Source organism: Pseudomonas fitomaticsae (assembly GCF_021018765.1).
GTDB lineage: Bacteria > Pseudomonadota > Gammaproteobacteria > Pseudomonadales > Pseudomonadaceae > Aquipseudomonas > Aquipseudomonas fitomaticsae.
Genome location: NZ_CP075567.1, coordinates 3145601 through 3163212, shown reverse-complemented (window position 1 = coordinate 3163212; position 17612 = coordinate 3145601). Strand labels below are relative to the sequence as shown.

Annotated in this window: 17 protein-coding genes and 1 tRNA gene; 6 read left to right on the top strand and 12 right to left on the bottom strand. The window is 61.3% G+C overall.

The window, feature by feature from the left end; translation table 11 throughout:
* Positions 1 to 7 precede the first annotated feature (7 nt).
* The 9 genes from KJY40_RS14270 to KJY40_RS14230 form a co-directional block, all read right to left on the bottom strand.
* Positions 8 to 1705: a putative porin gene (locus KJY40_RS14270; protein WP_230737561.1), complete on the bottom strand. Its 1698-nt coding sequence runs from the start codon at positions 1703 to 1705 to the stop codon at positions 8 to 10.
* A 39-nt stretch (positions 1706 to 1744) separates the two neighbouring features.
* Positions 1745 to 2449, bottom strand: coding sequence for an energy transducer TonB family protein (locus KJY40_RS14265; protein ID WP_103386885.1), 705 nt, complete (start codon positions 2447 to 2449; stop codon positions 1745 to 1747).
* A gap of 3 nt (positions 2450 to 2452) precedes the next feature.
* Positions 2453 to 2878, bottom strand: a complete 426-nt coding sequence (locus KJY40_RS14260) for an ExbD/TolR family protein (RefSeq protein WP_007955109.1) — start codon at positions 2876 to 2878, stop codon at positions 2453 to 2455.
* Between the two features lie 11 nt (positions 2879 to 2889).
* Positions 2890 to 4689: a DUF2341 domain-containing protein gene (locus KJY40_RS14255; protein ID WP_230737560.1), complete on the bottom strand. Its 1800-nt coding sequence runs from the start codon at positions 4687 to 4689 to the stop codon at positions 2890 to 2892.
* A gap of 14 nt (positions 4690 to 4703) precedes the next feature.
* On the bottom strand, positions 4704 to 6299 hold the full coding sequence (locus KJY40_RS14250; RefSeq protein WP_230737558.1) for a ShlB/FhaC/HecB family hemolysin secretion/activation protein: 1596 nt from the start codon (positions 6297 to 6299) through the stop codon (positions 4704 to 4706).
* A 55-nt stretch (positions 6300 to 6354) separates the two neighbouring features.
* A complete protein-coding gene (locus KJY40_RS14245) occupies positions 6355 to 6981 on the bottom strand; it encodes a transposase (RefSeq protein ID WP_074690888.1) in 627 nt (208 codons plus the stop codon).
* 279 nt (positions 6982 to 7260) lie between these two features.
* On the bottom strand, positions 7261 to 8469 hold the full coding sequence (locus KJY40_RS14240) for a DSD1 family PLP-dependent enzyme (RefSeq protein WP_230737693.1): 1209 nt from the start codon (positions 8467 to 8469) through the stop codon (positions 7261 to 7263).
* Between the two features lie 74 nt (positions 8470 to 8543).
* Positions 8544 to 9872, bottom strand: coding sequence for a D-arabinono-1,4-lactone oxidase (locus KJY40_RS14235; protein ID WP_230737692.1), 1329 nt, complete (start codon positions 9870 to 9872; stop codon positions 8544 to 8546).
* A gap of 76 nt (positions 9873 to 9948) precedes the next feature.
* Entirely contained in the window at positions 9949 to 10305 is a 357-nt protein-coding gene (locus KJY40_RS14230; RefSeq protein WP_230737557.1) for a c-type cytochrome, read from the bottom strand.
* Positions 10306 to 10684: 379 nt separating this feature from the next.
* On the opposite strand from KJY40_RS14230, the gene KJY40_RS14225 reads away from it, so the two are divergent.
* Positions 10685 to 12310 (top strand): NADP-dependent glyceraldehyde-3-phosphate dehydrogenase, encoded by a 1626-nt coding sequence (locus KJY40_RS14225; RefSeq protein ID WP_230737556.1) that lies wholly within the window; start codon positions 10685 to 10687, stop codon positions 12308 to 12310.
* A 46-nt stretch (positions 12311 to 12356) separates the two neighbouring features.
* Positions 12357 to 13397: an FUSC family protein gene (locus KJY40_RS14220; protein WP_230737691.1), complete on the top strand. Its 1041-nt coding sequence runs from the start codon at positions 12357 to 12359 to the stop codon at positions 13395 to 13397.
* A 3-nt stretch (positions 13398 to 13400) separates the two neighbouring features.
* On the opposite strand, the gene KJY40_RS14215 is transcribed toward KJY40_RS14220, so the two are convergent.
* Complete coding sequence (locus KJY40_RS14215) at positions 13401 to 14294, bottom strand: DMT family transporter (RefSeq protein WP_230737555.1); 894 nt, start codon at positions 14292 to 14294, stop codon at positions 13401 to 13403.
* Between the two features lie 137 nt (positions 14295 to 14431).
* Between KJY40_RS14215 and KJY40_RS14210 the strand changes: the two genes are divergently transcribed.
* Positions 14432 to 14869, top strand: a complete 438-nt coding sequence (locus KJY40_RS14210) for an Lrp/AsnC family transcriptional regulator (protein ID WP_230737554.1) — start codon at positions 14432 to 14434, stop codon at positions 14867 to 14869.
* Between the two features lie 39 nt (positions 14870 to 14908).
* On the top strand, positions 14909 to 15235 hold the full coding sequence (locus tag KJY40_RS14205; protein WP_230737553.1) for a YceK/YidQ family lipoprotein: 327 nt from the start codon (positions 14909 to 14911) through the stop codon (positions 15233 to 15235).
* Positions 15236 to 15307: 72 nt separating this feature from the next.
* Here KJY40_RS14205 and KJY40_RS14200 read toward each other — a convergent pair whose 3' ends face one another.
* Positions 15308 to 15979 carry a Bax inhibitor-1/YccA family protein gene (locus KJY40_RS14200; RefSeq protein ID WP_007955123.1) on the bottom strand — a complete coding sequence of 224 codons (672 nt, stop codon included), beginning with the start codon at positions 15977 to 15979 and terminating at the stop codon, positions 15308 to 15310.
* A gap of 123 nt (positions 15980 to 16102) precedes the next feature.
* On the opposite strand from KJY40_RS14200, the gene KJY40_RS14195 reads away from it, so the two are divergent.
* Positions 16103 to 16190 (top strand) — tRNA-Ser (locus KJY40_RS14195).
* A 208-nt stretch (positions 16191 to 16398) separates the two neighbouring features.
* The gene (locus tag KJY40_RS14190; protein ID WP_230737552.1) at positions 16399 to 16944 is read left to right on the top strand and encodes an NADAR family protein; all 546 of its coding nucleotides are present in this window, start codon (positions 16399 to 16401) and stop codon (positions 16942 to 16944) included.
* 85 nt (positions 16945 to 17029) lie between these two features.
* On the opposite strand, the gene KJY40_RS14185 is transcribed toward KJY40_RS14190, so the two are convergent.
* Entirely contained in the window at positions 17030 to 17470 is a 441-nt protein-coding gene (locus tag KJY40_RS14185) for a hypothetical protein (protein ID WP_230737550.1), read from the bottom strand.
* Positions 17471 to 17612: the final 142 nt, after the last annotated feature.

Genomic DNA, 17612 nt, shown 5'->3' with positions numbered 1-17612 from the left:
CGGCGCCTTAGAAGCGCGTGTTGATCTCAAGCTGCATGACGTCGATGTCGAACGGCGCGCCATACACCGCCTCCGAACTCAACCAGCGACCGGTGGCGTAGACGTTCTTCGCCAGGCCGTAATTGCCGCCCAGGAAGTAGCCCTTGGCGTTGGTGCCGCCGAGGTGGAAGGACGAATCGTTGAAGCCGTCCGGCAAGGCGTCAGGCTGGATGTACTTGTAGCCGGCGAACAGGTTCCAGTCGCCCTGCTTCTTCAGCTCCAGCGCGTTGCCGAGGGTGAACTGGACCATCCACGCATTGGCGCCGCTTTCGAGGTTGCCGTTGCTGTCGAGGTTGTTGACGATCTGGCCCGCAGCACGCTTGCGCATGTCGCCTTCGTCGTAACCGAGGTTGTGAATGTAGTTGCCCTGGCTGCGCAGTTTGAAGTCTTCCGGCAGGTCGGCGTCCCACACCACGTTCAGGTCCAGCAGGTTGAATTCGGACGCCAGGCCAACAAATTGCGGCTGCGGCGTGGTGCTCGGGTTGAGCGGGTTCGGCGTGATGTCACGCAGCAGGAACACGCTGTTGCCCTTCTGCATGAACGCCGCGCGGGTGCCGTCGCTGTCGCAGCCCGGTGCGCCGGCCCAGGGTTCGCAAGGGCTGGAACGCTGGCCTTCGATGTCGTCGAAGCGGTAGTAGGCCAGCGCGCCTTTCAAGCGGTTGTTGCTGTTGATCGCCCATTTGGCGCCGATCTGCGCGCCGTACAGCCATTTGTTGTCGCTTTCTTCCTTGTCGAAGCCGTTGCTGGTGGTGGTGTCGTTGGTGTAGTCCACCGGGAACGCGCCGACGGTGCCGAACACGCCCCAGTCGCGGCTGAGCTTGTGGTCGAAAATCGCCGCCACGCCGTCGAAGTTCAGGTCGTTGGAATACAGCATGTCGGTGGACATGAACGGGTTGGCGAAACGGCCACCGGTCAGGGTCAGCTCATCCGACGGCTTCCAGGTCAGGTAACCCTGATCGAGCCAGATGTCCTTTTTCGAGAAGCCGCCGCCGAGGTTCTGGGTAGTCGACACCGGATTGTTGTCCGAGCCGGTGCCGATGCGAATGCCGGCGGTCCATTGCGGCGAAATCTCCGCTTTCATGCCCAGGCGGGCGCGCAGGCGGAACAGGTTTTCGCGGTCTTCGCGGGTGTTGAGCAACGGCGGCAACGCGGTGCTGCTGTTGGGGTTCACGTCGTACGGGCCGTTGTTGTTGAGCTTGGCGAAGTCGACGATTTCGTTGCTGTTGCTGCCCGAGTAGTAGCGCGATTCGTCACGCAGACGGATGTCGCCGTCGAAGCTGATGCGCGACGCCCAGTCCGGGAAGGTATTGGGCGCGGCCCAGTTTTCCTGCTTGGCGGTGGCCATGACTTCGGCCTTGACCTGATCGCGGATCTGGTCGCGCACTGCGGCCGGCACGTATTGCACCCGCACATCCCCCGGCGCTGCGACCGGTCCGGCCGCCACGGCGGTGGACGCCGCAGCCTGCTTGGCCTGGGCCGCTTCGTTCTGGGCCTGGGCGATCAGTGCGTCGGCCTTGTCCTGTTTCAGAATGCCCTGCTCGACCAGCAAGCGGATCAGATTGATCGTGGCGTTCTCCGAGGGCGCAGGCGCTGCCGCGGCCTGACCGACCAGGGTCGCGATGACCATGCCGACCGCCAGGGACAATCGATTCACGTTGGAAATCATCTGCACACAACTCCTTTTCATACAGCTTTATGAATTCGGTTAACCCGGACGCCGCCCTTGCAGGGACATGCGCACAGGCAAGGTGATGGAGGCCGGTGGCCGCTCGCTCAGATGCGGCGCGTTACGCAATGCGGCCAGCACCTGACTGTCGATCTCGGGGTTGCCGCTGGACTTGATCAGCTCGACCCGGGTGATCTCGCCGACACTGCTCAGCCACACATCGGCCTGCAGCGAAAACGCGAGGTTGCGCAGGTCGGGGTTCTCGCGCAGCAGCTTCTGGAAGGTGAACGCGAGGAACTGGCTATAGGTGCCGTTGCCCAGGCGCCCACCGCCGGAACCGGCCATGCCGCCGCCCTTGCCCGCGCCAATGTTGAAGGCGTCGCTGCCGCTCTGGGCGTCGCCGTCCATTTGCATCGGGTTGGCCAGATCGTCCGCCGGCGATGGCGGTGCTTCTTCCTCGGGCTTGACCTCTTGCGGCTCGGGCGTTGGCTCGGGCTCGACGATTTTTTCTTCCACCGGGGTTTCCGGCTCCGGTGGTTTTTCCGGCGGCGGAGGTGGCGGTGGCGGCAATGGAATGATGGTCGGCACCTTCGGCGCTTCGCGGCGGATGCCGCTCATGTCGTTGGCCCACTGCCACAACAGGAATGCCGCGACAGCGCCCAGCAGCAGCCCGGCGCCCCACTTCACGTAACGCAGAGGCGACTTCTTCACCGGCAAAGGCTCGATTGGCAGTTGTGCAGTCATCACTCAGCCCTGCGTCGGTTTGCCGGTGACGAGACCGACCTGGGACAGTTCGAGCCGGCGCAGCAGATCCAGCACTTCGATGACCTTCTGGTACTGCACCGTGGCGTCGCCGCGCACGATCACCGGGAAGTCCGGGTTCTGCGCCTTCTCGATGCGCAGGCGTTCTTCCAGCTCCGGCAGGGTCACCGGGTAGGCGTCGAGGAACACCTGGCCGCCGTCATTGACCGAAATCGCCTTGGTCTTGGCCTCGGACAGCGACACGGCGGCGCTGGCCTTGGGCAGGTTGATCTGGATCCCGGAGACCTGCGCGGTGGCGGTGAGGATGAACATCACCAGCACCACCATCAGCACGTCCACCAGTGGCGTGATGTTGATGCTGTCCACTGCGGCATCTTCGTCATCGTCGTGGGAGGCATTTACGGACGCCATGTCAGTGCTCCTCAGGCCGGTACGGAGTGGTTGGCGTGATGACCGCGCTGATGCGCCGCTTCACTGGACTGGCCTTCACCGTGCATCTCCGCCAGACGGGTGATGAATTCGTCGACGAACACGCGCATGTCGGCGCTGACTTCCTTGTTGCGGGTGATCAGGCGGTTGTAGCCAAACAGCGCCGGAATCGCGACAAACAGGCCCATGGCCGTGGCGAGCAAGGCTGCAGCCATACCCGGCGCGATGGCGTTGATGTTGACGTCGCCGGCCATGGCCGTGCCGAGGAACACCACCATGATCCCCAACACGGTGCCGAGCAGGCCGATGTACGGGCCGCCGGCGATGGCGTTGGACAGGGTCGAGAGTTTCGAACTCAGCTGCTGGTTTTCCCGGGTGCGCACACCGTCCATGGAGCAGCGGATCGCTTCGATGGTTGCGGCGGAAACCGACGAGGTATCGGCGCCCTGCTCGCGGCGGGTGCGGATCTCTTTCACCGCCACTTGGTACAGACGCCACAGCGGCGAGTGCTGCAAACGCTGGGCGAGTTGCGTGTCGTCGGCGAACATTTCCAGGCGGGTGCCGACCTTGGCGAACTGCACGCGGAAGTCCTCGTTGGCCGCAGTCACTCGGCTCAGGGTGCGGTTCTTGCGCAGCATGATGATCCACGACTGGAACATCATCAGCACCAGCACCGCGATGATCACCCAGGCGTCCACCGGCACCGCGTTGAGCAGGAAGCCAAGGCTGCCGAAACCGAAGCCGGACTGTTCTTCATCGACGCCATAGGCGACCAGTTTCGACTCGGCGCCCTGGGAAGTGGCGTCGGCCAGCAGCAGCGGCGCCGGGCGGGCCACTTTCGACAGGCGCAGTTCATCGATGGCGCCCACGAATGGCTGGAAAGGACCTTCGTGCAGATCCGCGCCTATGGCCATGACCGAATTGAACGCCGGCATCGCTTGAGCCAGTGCCGCACCTTCGCGACCGTTGATGTACAGCGTCACTTTCGCGCCTTCGGCAGTCAGTGCGACGTGCTGCCATTGACCCGGATTCAGCGGTTGCGTGGCCACGGCGCGCTGGCCGTCGATTTCCACAAACGGCACGCCCTGATTCACACCGACCAGCAGGCTGTTGGTGCCTTCACGGCGGGCCAGGATCAGTTGTTCGCCATTGGCCTGATCCAGTCGCAACCAGGCGCTGAAGGTGAACGCGCTGCCGACGTTGTGCTGCAACGACGGGCTGGCCGGCAGCAGCAACGGCTGGCCGCTGAATTGCAAGGCGCGCCCTACTACGCCGTCAATCGCGGCGCCGGTCGCGCTCTGCGCGGTGTTGCCGTACGCGGTGGTGTCTTTGGCCGGGGTGCCGGTGGCGCCGTCGAAGTGGTAGAGCGCGGTGTAATTTGGATCGAACGTCAGTTGGCCGTTGCCGGTGGCCGGAGCCTTCTGGTTGCCGTAATACATCCAGATGTCCTGACGCTGGCCGCCCTCGACATCCGGTACATCGACCCAGATCAGCGCCATGCCCATCAGCGCATCGAAGCTTTCGATCTGGTGGTTGAGCACGGTCTTGTCATCGGCGGCGACGAAGCGCAGGTCCGAGCCGTCCTCTTTCACGCCATCAAACGTGAAATTGCCGGTGTGCAGGCGCACCAGCAGCGCGGTGCGGCCCAGGGCCTGATTGATCGCGGCGCCTTGCGGCGTGGTGTCGACGGCGATCTGTTTGCGGTAATGCCAGTCGTCCTGCCACCAGGCCTGAGCCGTGGCCGGGAGCACGAAGCCCAGGCAGATCAACAACGAAAGGAAAAGGCGCTGCATGGAAGTGCTCCTTGTTAGAAAGTGGCCTGAAGGTTGAAGTGCAGGCGCGATTCCTGTTTCGAGGTGTTCGGCCCTTCGAGTAGCGGGTAGCCCCAGTCGAGGCTGCCGGACAGCCATTTGCTCAGGCTGGCGCGGGTGCCGAGGCCGACACTGGCCAGGGCGTAACTGGCGTCCTGGTCCGGCAGTTCGTCGCGCAGATAGAGTTGCGCGCCTTCGGCGAAGGCGTAGAAGCGCCAGTCCTGCATCCAGCCGCCGACGTACTTGGCCAGCGACGGTGTGCGCAGTTCTTCGCTGAGCAGGAAGCCGTCATCGGCGGTGCGTTCGGCCGCCAGATAACCGCGCACCGAAGTCGCGCCACCGGCAGAGAATTGTTCGTTGGAAACCAGCGGCCCCGACGCCAGCTGAAACGCGGCTTTGCTCGCGCTCTGCCAGTCGCTGTCGAAGGTCCAGGTGAAGTTGGTATCGCCCTTGAGCACGGCAAAGCTCGGGTTGGCGCGGTAGCGTTTGTAGTCGAAGTCTTCGTCGGAACTGCCGTAACCGAAAATGCTGCGAGTGGCCGCGACCAGGCTCAGACCGAGGCCGAGCTGACTCTTTTCGCTGTAGCGATAGCCGTTGTAGGCGAAGGTGAACGGCGCGTATTTGAGCGGCACCTTGTCGCTTTCGCCGGACAGGGTCAGGCGTTCGTCGAAGTCCTTGAAGTCGATGCCGGCCGACAGCGAGTTCGACCAGTTGCCGCTGGACGGAATCGTGTAGATCGCCGCTACGCCATAGGAATGGCCCTTGCCGAGCACGTTGCTGCCGCCGATGGTGGCGACGTTGCTGTCGGACTGGTAACCGGAGAACTGCACGCTCCAGCGCTCGGTCAGCGGCGCGGTATAGGAGCCGGACCAGACCTTGGCGTTGTCGGTTTCCTGGGGTGCGGTGAAGAACGTCAGGTTGACGCTGTGCCCCAACTGCCAAAGGTTGTTGTAGCCGAGGCTGGTGACAGTGCGCAGTTTTTCGGTGTCGGCGCTGTAGTCGTTGTTCAGCCCCACGCTGGCGGTCCACGGGTTCTGGTCTTCGACCTGCAAGTCCACGTCCATGGTGCCGGGGCGCTGGCCTTCGCGCACCAGCGGCATCACCTGGCGGCCCGGGGTCTTGTTGAGTTGCGCCAGTTCGCCCTGGACCTTGGCGAAGTCCGGCACCTCGCCTTCCTTCAGCGCCGGGACGTTGTCGCGGATATCCAGCGGCGAATAGTGTTTGGCGCCGACCACGCGGACCCGGCCGACCTTGGTTTCGCTGACTTGCAGGTAGACGATGCCGTCGGCCACCGCTTGCTCCGGCAGTTCGACGAACACCGATTGGTAGCCGCGTTCCTGATAGGCCTTCTGCAGGGCATCCCGCGCGCCTTCGATGTCGCTCAAGGCTTTTTGCGGACCAAGAAACGGATACACCGCTTCTTCGATCGCCCGCGCATCGAGCACGGTGTTGCCGCGCACGAAGTATTCGTTGACGTCCACCAGACGCTGCGCCGCTGCGTTCTCGGCTTCATCGGCGAACGCCGGCTGCGCGCCGGCCGTCACCAGCAGCCAGCCCCACAGCGCCAGCCGTGACGTGAAAATCTGCTCCACACTACCCCCTGAAATTCGCGATGACCTGTTGGCGCTCATGCGCCTTGCGTGTGCGTCAGTTACTGGCGTTCTTGATTGCTGAAGTGCAGGCCCCGGTGTGTTTGCCCAGCCAGGTGTGCAGCAGCGCGAAGTTCAAGGAGAACTCGGGCATTTGCAGCAGCGCGCCGCAGAACACTTCACCGATGATTTTCTGGATGAGCTGCACCGCACGCGGCTCGTTGAGCAGCGTGGCGATGTCGCGACTGAGGACGTTGAAGCTCCAGACTTTCTGGTTCAGACCCAGGCCGACGAACCAGCGAAACAGCAGGTTGTAATTGAGCTGTTCGTAGAGCTGCTGCTCGCTGGGCACCGAATACAGCAGTTGCAGCAGCAGGATGTGCATGACCGTCTGCGGGGCGATCAGCATGCCGGGTTGGGCATTGAGGTCGTGCAGGAGGTCGCGGTGGGCGTCGAGCAAATCGTCGATCTGCGGGCGCAGCAGCACCAGCGAATGACCCGGCGGAATGTAGCTGGAGACCTCTTTCAAGGCGCCCTGCCAGTCATCCTGCGACACGATCCAGACCCACGGCGCGCCGTAGCGATACACCGAAACCGGCTTCTTGCGCGCGGCTTCGACGATCTTCGACAGGCGTTGATCGAGTTCCTGCATGCCCACTTTCGAGTAGCGTTCCATAGTCCCCATTGCCTCACTCCCGGCGTCCCGCCTCGGCTTGTGAAAAGCGCCCGAAGGCCCCTCAAGCGCGTTACATAGGCATGACCGGACTGGCGATGTGCTACCGAACTTTTGTCATAAAAGCTTCATTACGGAAATTGATCGGGATTTGGCAGACACCCCATAACCTGTGGGAGCGGGCTTGCTCGCGAAGGCGTCCCGTCAGTCACTCTCTAAGTGACAGACACACCGCTTTCGCGAGCAAGCCCGCTCCCACAGGGTTATGGGGTGTTTTCAGAAAACATTCCGTCAGGTGTAGACAGGCCAGATGTCGACGATCTTGCCGCCACGCACCGCCAGCAAATCACCAAACTGCAGTAACACCGCCTCGGTCTGGGTCGGCCGCAGAAAGACTTGATCCTCCACCGTCAACCCCACGGCATTCGAACCATTGACCATCTCCTGATTCGAGCTGCGCCCGTAAACACCATTGCTCTGAAGCCCCGGCGGCGATTCGAACTCGGCCATCCAGTTGCCGCCGTAGATGAAAAAGGTCTGACGCTGGTTGGCGTCCCACCACGAAAACAGCTTCGATTTGTCATCCAGCGCCGGAATGTTCACGGCCCCGGTGCTTTTCAACACCGGGGTGGCGATGTACGTGGCAGGTTCGTGTTCAACCAGTGACGGCAAGTCGTAATGAGTCGGCTTGAGCATCGCCGTCCCCACCGACACTTCACTGCTTAGATGTTCGTTTTCATGCATGCGATAACTCGGGCTGCCGGCCGTATTCAGGCACAAGTCCTCATGCCACAGCGCCGGATAATGCTGCCGGGTGAAGTCGACGCAGCGCTGATAAATCACCATCACTTTGGCGAACAGCTCCTCGGGCGAACCGAGGATCCCCGGCACACCCATGCCCACGAACGGGTCGTAACCCATGAACCCGGCGAACTCCAGATGCTGCGGGTTGGCGGCGATCAGCGCGAGCATCTGCCCGAGCACGTTCAGATCACTAACGCCGCCCCGGTGCAGTCCGACGTCCAGCTCGATGTTGACCCGCATCCGCGTGCCCAAGCCCTGGGCCAGCGCGAGGTATTGCTGCAAGCGTTCGGGGTTGTCGATCAGCCATTGCAGTTGTTTTGCCGGGTCGAAGGGGCCTTTGTGGGTCTGGTAGAAAATCTCGGCGGAACGCACCGGCAACGGCTTGCCGAGCAGAATGTCGGACTGCGGGAACGTCACCGCATCGTGATTGAGAAACGGCTGATGAAACGACATCAGCCGCTGCGTCCCTGCCCGTTGGCCGATGTAGCTGAGCAGTCCCGGCGACGGCAGCGATTTCTCCACCAGCCGCAACTGCTTGCCCGCGCGTTTGACCGAGCGGATCACCACCTCAATGTTGTGGTCGAGGCGGTCCAGATCGATCAGCAACACCGGTCGCATCGGGCCTTTGGTCTTGAGCTCGTTGTTCAGCGCCCGGAAATATTCGCTGTAGGGCCCGCCGCGATCCCCCGGCCGCAACCACGCGCCAACACCCACCAGCAAAGCACCAACACCCAAAGTCCCGAGCACGAAATTACGTCGATTGACCGCCATCAGCTCACCCCCAGAATCGATGACAGATGCCCGTTGAGAAACTTGCCGCTCGGGTCCAGCGCCTGGCGTACCTGAATGAATTCCTGCCAGCGCGGATACAGCGTTTGCAACGTGCGGGCATTCAGCGTGTGCAATTTGCCCCAGTGCGGGCGGCCGTTGTACTTCCAGAAGATCGGCTCGACGGCGGCGAAGAAGTTGTGATGGTCCATCTGGTAATGCTGGTGGACCGAGATCGAGCAGCTGTCGCGGCCCTCGAACATGCTCAGCGGGATGTCGTCGGCCTTCACGTAACGGTACTCGATGGGAAACCAGGTGCGCAGGTCCTTGTCGCGGATCAGCTTGAGAATCTCGCGCAGGCACGCCGGGCCGTGTTCGGCGGGCACCGAATATTCCATTTCGTTGAAGCGCACGGTGCGCACGTTGGCGTAGATGTCGAACGAGTCGCCGACCCGATCATCGAAACTCGCCAGATGCCGCAGGCTGTTGAGCAGCGAGCTGCGCAGGCCCGGGAGATCGCTGCCGTACTTGTCGATCTTTTCGATCAGGGTCACGAACTCGTTGCCACCCTCCTCTTCGGGCGGAATCGGCGGCGTGGGCGGGTCGGTGGTTTCGTTGAGGGCGATCGACAAGGCGTAGTCGGAATGGGTGACGACGAGCATTTCCCAGTGCTGGTTTTCGCTTGTGTTCTTGTCGATGTCTTCCAGCAGTTCTTCGGTCTTGGCGATCCACTGGCGCTCGCGCAGGCGATAGGCCGGGCGGTTTTGCAGGCGGATTTTCGTCGCCACGCCCAACGCGCCAAGGGATACCCGCGCGGCGTTGAACACGTCGGGATGACGCTGGCTGTCGCAGTCCAGAACTTCGCCGCTGGCGGTCACCAGTTGCATCCCGCAAACATGGGCCGAATAGGACTGAAAGGTTTTGCCGGTGCCGTGGGTCGAGGTGGAAATGGCCCCGGCGAGGGTCTGGTAGTCGATGTCGGCCATGTTTTGCAGGGCCTGGCCGACATCCTTGAGCGGCACGCCCATGCGCGACATCGGCGTGCCGGCGGCGAATTCCGCTTGCAGGGTTTTCGGGTCGTGATCGAGCAGACCGTTGAAGTAGCTTAGCGACAGCAACGTGCCGTCGGTGGGCACCAGCGCGCTGAAGGAATGCGCCGAGCCGACCGGGCGAATCTTGCCCGGTGCCTGCTGAATGATCGTCCTCAATTCATCGAGACTCTTCGGCGCCACCCGCGCCGCCGGCAGGCAACTCTGCCCGCCCGACCAGTTGCGCCACGGGATCAACCGGGGCGCGCGCATCAATTGGCCCAAGGCCGGATTCGTCGCCAGCGCACTGAAAGCGCCGACGATGCTTGCCCGTTGCAACAGCTGACGTCGAGTCAGATCCATCGTCATGCGCGCACCCTTATTGTGGCAGCGGCTGATCGGCCATGAAGCCGATCAACTGAAGGAATTGTTCTTCCGAGCACTCGACGCACTGGCCCATCGGCGGCATGCCGTTGTAGCCATTGATGGCGTGGTCGAGCAGCGTGTCGGCGCCCTGCTGGATCCGCGGTTCCCAGGCCTTGCGGTCACCGGTCAGAGGCGCATTCGCGGCGGGGTTGGCGTGGCAGAGCTGGCAGCTGTTGGCGTAGATCTGCGCCAGCGCCGGGTCTTTAGGAATGGAGTTGCTGTTGGTGCTGGCCGGGGGTTTGGGGTCTTCGCCGCAGCCTGACAGAGTCAGGAACAATGGCAGCAGTAAAGTGAATCGGCTTGCCCGCATAACAATCCTCGCGTGTGGCATCACTTATCGTTGTGATCACACCTTAAGCCAGCGATGCCAGCGCGTTGAGGGCATTGCGGGCCAGTGAAGGGGGCATCCGGGGCCAGTCGGGCTCCCTGAAGAATCGGCCATTCCTGGAAACCTGTGGGAGCTGGCTTGCCAGCGATAGCGGTGTGTCAGTCGAAGAAGCCGGTGAAAGTTGCGGCCTCATCGCTGGCAAGTCGAATCGTCGCACCGCAGCTCCCACAGAGTTCGCGGTGTTGCTACCCCCTCTGCCCTGCGCCTTTGAGTGACATTCGCGTGACATTTGCGGGTTTAAATTTCGCCGCATTCAGGCGTATAACCGTTACAGACTTTTTCAATGACGCGGGGTAGCGACATGACCACAGCAAACATCCTTGGCAACCTGTTCCCTTCTGTCAGCGACATCCCGGAAAAATACCGCCTCGACGGTCAGGTCGAGCAACGCGAATATCTGGTCGATGGCCAGTTGCGCCGCTGGGACGGCCCGCTCGCCACCGTGCGCAGTCCGGTCTATCTGCACGGCGACAACGGCGATGAACAAGTGATCCTCGGCAGCACGCCGCTGCTGGACGCCGACACCGCCCTCACCGCCCTCGACGCCGCCGTGCGCGCCTACGACCGGGGCCAGGGCCTGTGGCCGACCATGCGTGTGGCCGAGCGCATCCAGCATGTCGAAGCCTTCCTCGGACGCATGCGCCAACAGCGCGACGCCGTGGTGAAACTGCTGATGTGGGAAATCGGCAAGAACCTCAAGGACTCGGAAAAAGAGTTCGACCGCACCTGCGACTACATCGTCGACACCATCAATGCGCTGAAAGAACTCGACCGCCGCTCCAGCCGTTTCGAGCTGGAACAGGACACCCTCGGCCAGATCCGCCGCGTCCCGCTCGGCGTGGCGCTGTGTATGGGCCCTTACAACTATCCGCTGAACGAGACGTTCACCACGCTGATTCCGGCGCTGATCATGGGCAACACCGTGGTGTTCAAACCCGCCAAGCTCGGCGTGCTGCTGATCCGTCCTTTGCTTGAAGCCTTCCGCGACAGCTTCCCGACCGGCGTGATCAACGTGATCTATGGCAGCGGCCGCGAGACCGTCAGTGCGCTGATGGCCAGCGGCAAGATCGACATCTTTGCCTTCATCGGTACCAACAAGGCCGCCAGCGACCTGAAGAAGCTGCACCCGAAACCGCACCGCTTGCGTGCTGCATTGGGTCTGGATGCGAAGAACCCCGGCATCGTCCTGCCCGAGGTGGATCTGGACAACGCGGTGAGCGAAGCGGTTACCGGTTCGCTGTCGTTCAACGGCCAACGCTGCACCGCGTTGAAGATTCTGTTCGTGCATGAAGATGTGGTGGACAGCTTCATCGAAAAATTCAACGCCAAACTGGCCAGCCTCAAACCGGGCATGCCGTGGGACAGCGGGGTTGCGCTGACGCCGCTGCCGGAGTCGGGCAAGGTCGATTATCTGCACGGGCTGGTGGCTGACGCGCAGAGCAAAGGCGCGCAAGTGGTCAACCCGAATGGCGGCGAAGCGCGGGCCTCGTTCTTCTACCCGGCGGTGCTGTACCCGGTGACGCCGCAGATGCGCGTGTATCAGGAAGAACAGTTCGGCCCGGTGGTGCCGATCGTGCCGTACCGTCACCTCGACACCGTGATCGATTACGTGCTGGAGTCGGATTTCGGCCAGCAACTGAGCATCTTCGGCACCAATCCGGTGGCGGTCGGCCGCCTGGTCGACACCTTCGCCAACCAGGTCGGGCGGATCAACCTCAACGCCCAGTGCCAGCGTGGCCCGGACACCTACCCGTTCAACGGTCGCAAGAACTCCGCCGAGGGCACGCTGTCGGTACACGATGCGCTGCGGGTGTTTTCGATCCGTACGCTGGTGGCGACCAAGTTCCAGGAACCCAACAAGGATCTGATCAGCGAAATCATTCGCGGGCGCGATTCGAACTTCATCGCCACCGACTACATCTTCTGAGGAGGAATCAGCGCTGAGCACTTTCAGCCCCCACCGCTGGCCGCCGCTGTTGCGGCGGATCCTGCGGCCGTTGCTCGACCCGTATCGACGTTATCGCCATGCACGAACGATCCACGCGGTGCGGGTCGCGCTGGGGTTGCTGGCGACAATCCTGCTGACCACCGGCATCAATCTGCCCCACGGCGAATGGGCGTCGGTGACCATGCTGGTGGTGATCGGCGGCTTGCAGCACCACGGCAACATCGGCAAGAAAGCCGCCGAACGTGCCACCGGCACCTTGATCGGCGCTGGCGTCGGTTTGCTGATAGTGGCGCAACAGGCATGGCTGGGCATGCCATGGCTGACCTATTTTGCGATGGCGGTGGTGTGCGGATTTTTCTCGTATCACGCCATCGGCAAGGGTGGTTACACCGCCCTGCTCTCGGCCATCACCGTATTCATCGTCGCCGGGCATGGCGACAACCCGATCACCGACGGGCTGTGGCGCGGGGTCGATATCCTGATCGGTATCGCCCTGGCCCTGGCCTTTTCCTTCGCCCTGCCGCTGTACGCGGTGTACTCGTGGCGCTACAACCTGGCCGATGCGCTGCGCGATTGCGCCACGGTGTTCGGGCGGATCATCGGCGGCCAGCCTGTAACCGCCGACGAACACTTGAAATTGATGAACCGGCTGAACGCGGTGATGGTGCAATTGCGTTCGCTGATGCCGTCGGTGTCCAAGGAAGTCAAAGTGTCGATGACCGAACTGGACGCGATCCAGCGCAACCTGCGCATGTGCATCAGCACCCTGGAAATCCTCGGCAACATCCGCCCGGACGCCAACGACCCCGACGCCATGGCGCACCTGCAAGCGGCGCTCAAGGCCGAGCACCGGCATATTCGCGTGCAATTGATCGGCATGGCCCGAGCGTTGAAAACCGGGGCGGTACAGCGGCTGGGGCGCCCGGTGGCGTTGCCGGACGCCAGCCTCGACACACCGGTCTACAGTCCTCTCGACGGCTACCGTTTGTTGACCCGGCAACTGGCGGCCAACATCGGCGAGATGCGCCAGCGCCTGGCGAAGACTGCACCGCGCTGGAACATCTGAGGTTTACTGCGCGGCCAGGCGCCGCGCCTTCAGGCCCCAACCCTGTTGCATGCCGGCTGCGGCGAGCAGAATTGCTGCCACGCCGATCCATTGCAGGGTTTGCAGTTGATGTCCGAAGGCAAACCAGTCGACGAAAATCGCCGCGATCGGATAGATGAACGACAGCGCACCGGTCAATGCGGTCGGCAGTTTCTGGATCGCGCCATAGAGCAGCACGTACATCAGACCGGTGTGAACAATGCCCAGCGTCACCAGACTGGCCCAGGCACTTGGTGCCTCGGGCATCGCCGAAAAATGCGCGAACGGCGCGAGCAGCAATACCCCGGTGCAGACCTGGATCAGCGCAATCAGATGTGGAGGCGTGCCGGTCAGACGCTTGATGATCAACGCGGCGATGGCGTACAGAAAAGCCGCCCCCAGCGCCAGCGCGATCCCCATCAGGTAATCATTGCCGCCCTCGCCCTGCCCGCCGTGGGCACTGACGATAGCCAGCATTCCCATGAACGAAATCGCCAGCCAGAACAGCTTCTGCAGGGTGATCTTCTCGCCGAGAAACAGCGCCGCCAACCCGACCAGCATGAACGGCTGCACGTTGTACACCGCCGTGCCGATGGCAATCGAAGCCCGTGAATAGGAGGCGAACAGCAGCACCCAATTGCCGACGATTGCCACCCCGCTGAGCACCGCCAGCAGGAATGTGGTACGGGTCAGGATGCCCGGCCGCAGGAAGCCGAATACGGCGCAGATCAGCAGCAAGGTGCCGGCGCCGAACACGCAGCGCCAGAACACCACGTCCAGCACCGGTTGCCCGGAGACCAGCACGAACCAGCCGATCGTCCCGGATATCAGCATGGCAGCGGTCATTTCGAATGAGCCGCGACGGATTGTTTTGTCCATCATCAATCTCCTTAATGTGTGGCAAAAGTATGCCAAGCGAGACCGAAGCTTCTCCAGCGCAAAAAGCAGGCTAAACTCGATTTCTACCTTTTTTATCAAGGGTGATTTGCTTCATTTGCCTAATGCGGGAGTTTTGTATGACCGACGATATCGACCAGATCCTGATCGGGGCCTTGATGGAGGATTCGCGGCGCTCGCTCAAGGCGCTGGCGCAGATCAGCGGGTTGTCTTCACCGAGTGTGGCCGAGCGCTTGCGCCGCCTGGAGGAGCGCGGCGTGCTCAAGAGCTATACCGTGGAGATCGATCCGAAGTGCTTCGGCTACCAGTTGCAGGCGATTGTCCGGGTGCGGCCATTGCCGGGGCAGCTGCAGGAAGTCGAGCGGCAGATTATGTCGATTCCCGAGTTCACCGAATGTGACAAGGTTACCGGTGAGGATTGTTTCATCGCCCGTCTGCATGTGCGCTCGATGGAACAGCTGGACACCCTGCTTGATCGGCTGAACACGCTGGCGGAAACCAATACTGCGATCGTCAAGAAGACCCCGGTCAAACGCCGATTGCCGCCGATGGCCTGAGCGGCGTAGATTGAGTTTTTCCGGCGAAGGATTGGCGGCATGAAAATTCAGGCAATGATGCTGGCGACGTTGATGCTGGCTGGGTGCGGGACGGTGCAGACCGTGGCGTTCAGTGACAAGCACTCCACGGAGCAGTTGAAAGCGAACAAATCCTACTGCGGCGCCGTACCACGCATTTACAGCGGCGTGACTTACGACTTCTGCCTGCTGCACGCCGAAAAGCCGGATGACGTCGATGCGTTCAACTACAAGAACGCGACACCGGGCCTGCTGGTCGATGCGGCCGTGTCCGGAGTGCTCGATACATTGCTGTTGCCCTACACGATCTATAAGCAACAGGCCGATGGCAGCATCGTGATCAATTGATCGCCTGCTCTCTTTTTCGCAGGCAACAAAAAACCCGCTTTCGCGGGTTTCTTGTTTATAGCGGTGCAGCGATCAGTCGTCGCGGCTCATGATGCCGAAGATCTGCAACAGGCTGACGAACAGGTTGTAGATCGATACATACAGGCTGATGGTCGCCATGATGTAGTTGCGCTCGCCGCCGTGGATGATGGCGCTGGTCTGGAACAGGATGCAGACCGACGAGAACAGTACGAAACCTGCGCTGATCGCCAGTTGCAGGCCACTGATCTGGAAGAACATGCTCGCCAGCGTCGCGCCCAGCAGGACGAAGAAACCGGCGGTGATGAAGCCACCGAGGAAGCTCATGTCCTTGCGGGTGATCAGCACGTAGGCCGACAGACCACCGAACACCAGTGCAGTCATTGCGAACGCGGAGCTGACCACCTCAGCGCCGCCCTGCATGCCCAGGTAACGGTTGAGGATCGGACCGAGCAGGAAACCCATGAAACCGGTCAGGGCAAACGCCGACACCAAGCCCCAGGCGGAATCACGAAGCTTGTTGGTGAGGAAGAACAGCCCGTAGAAACCGATCAGCACCACGAAAATATTCGGGTAGCCGACCCGCATCTGCTGGGCCACGAACGCCATCACACCGCTGAATGCGAGGGTGAGCGCCAGTAGACCGTAAGTGTTGCGCAGGACGCGGCTAACCTCTAGCTGCTCAGCCTGCACGCTGTTGTGAACTGCGTAATCCTGTTCGCGCATGGCGACACTCCTGTTGGTTTGAAACGTTCAGTCGCAAAGATCATAACAGACGCTCTGTAACAAGCCATGCACAGAGTTTGACAGTGTGTTTCATTCAGGTATTATGGCGCCCGCAACGCAAACGGAGGTGTGGCCGAGTGGTTTAAGGCAACGGTCTTGAAAACCGTCGACTGTAACAGGTCCATGAGTTCGAATCCCATCGCCTCCGCCATATTTAGTACTTCAAAGCCCTGATTATTCAGGGCTTTGTCGTTTCTGGCGTTCTTAAAAATCTGCGTCCTCATAGAGGTCCTCATTCTATCGTTGGGGAAGCATTTCCCCGACGCCGGCCAACCTGCGCTGTTCATTGATTGCGTGTTTGCTCAGGGAAGTCGTGATAAAACTGTCGCCTCAAACGCCAATTGCCAAGGAAGCATCCATTGCAAGACTCCAAGTATCTGGAAGACCTCCGCTCCCGCTTCAACGCTGGAGAGGCGCTTGAATTTGCGTTTTTCTGGGGACACCAGCGAAGCAAGCACGGCGTCACAGCTTCGTGTTTTAGCCAGTGGTTCGAAGCCGAATTCGTTATTGAAGGGCAACGCTACGCGACTGCCGAACATTACATGATGGCCGAGAAGGCCGCCCTGTTCGGCGATCATGAGATTCGTGCTCAAGTACTCCAGGCCCCTACCCCCAACGCAGCAAAAGCGCTTGGCCGTAACGTACGCCGCTTCAACGAGCACCAATGGCTGCAACACAGATATGCCATTGTCGTCCGGGCGAACCAAGCCAAGTTCACGCAAAACCCGGAGTTGCATGCATTCCTCAAGAGCACCGGTTCTCGCATCATCGTTGAGGCAAGTCCGGTTGATAGCATCTGGGGCATCGGACTCGCTCAGGATCACGAAAACGCGAGCAACCCCAACCTGTGGCAAGGCCTGAATCTGCTGGGGTTCGCGCTTATGCAGGTTCGCGACGAAATCTGATGGGCCATTGACGGGGCTGCCCGGCGCGGTAACGCCAAGCAAGCAGGTCGCGGCGCTGAACACCGCGACCGGGTAATCAAGCACCTTACGCGAACGACGTCTCGTGCTCGCTTTCATGGACGTAAATCCACGATATTCCCGACGGCGAATCCGGGTCGAGGCGCATCAGCGCCGAGTCGACTTTCTTCTTGGTGATCCCGTTCTTGACCAGGTCGAAAACCGTCAGGAAGAAGTCACCGGGGAGCGGCGTGATCGAGAGATTGATGATGTGCGACTCGGGGCTTCCGGCACGTTTGCCGTGCAAACCCCAAAGGCGTTCCCAGTAGTTCTCGCGGTCCATGATCTGACCGTCCGTGAGCACCACCCGAAAATCGTTCGCCAACGCGTCGTACAAAGGTTTTATGGCGCCTTCCGATTGGGAAGCCACGCCGCGCGACCACGGAAAAAAGAGGTTGTACCATCGATACACCTCGGCTTCTACGAGCGCAGTTTTATCTGAGGTTTCGAGTCGTTGATCGATTGCCATCTGTGTTCTCCTTAACAAGAAAAAGGCGGGGAATTTCGTCAGGCATCGCACCAACGATGTACCGCGCCTTGTTCAAGATCCATCCTGAAAGCTACGTCACCAGGCTCACTGACCCGGACAAGAAACATAGCCTTTACCCTGT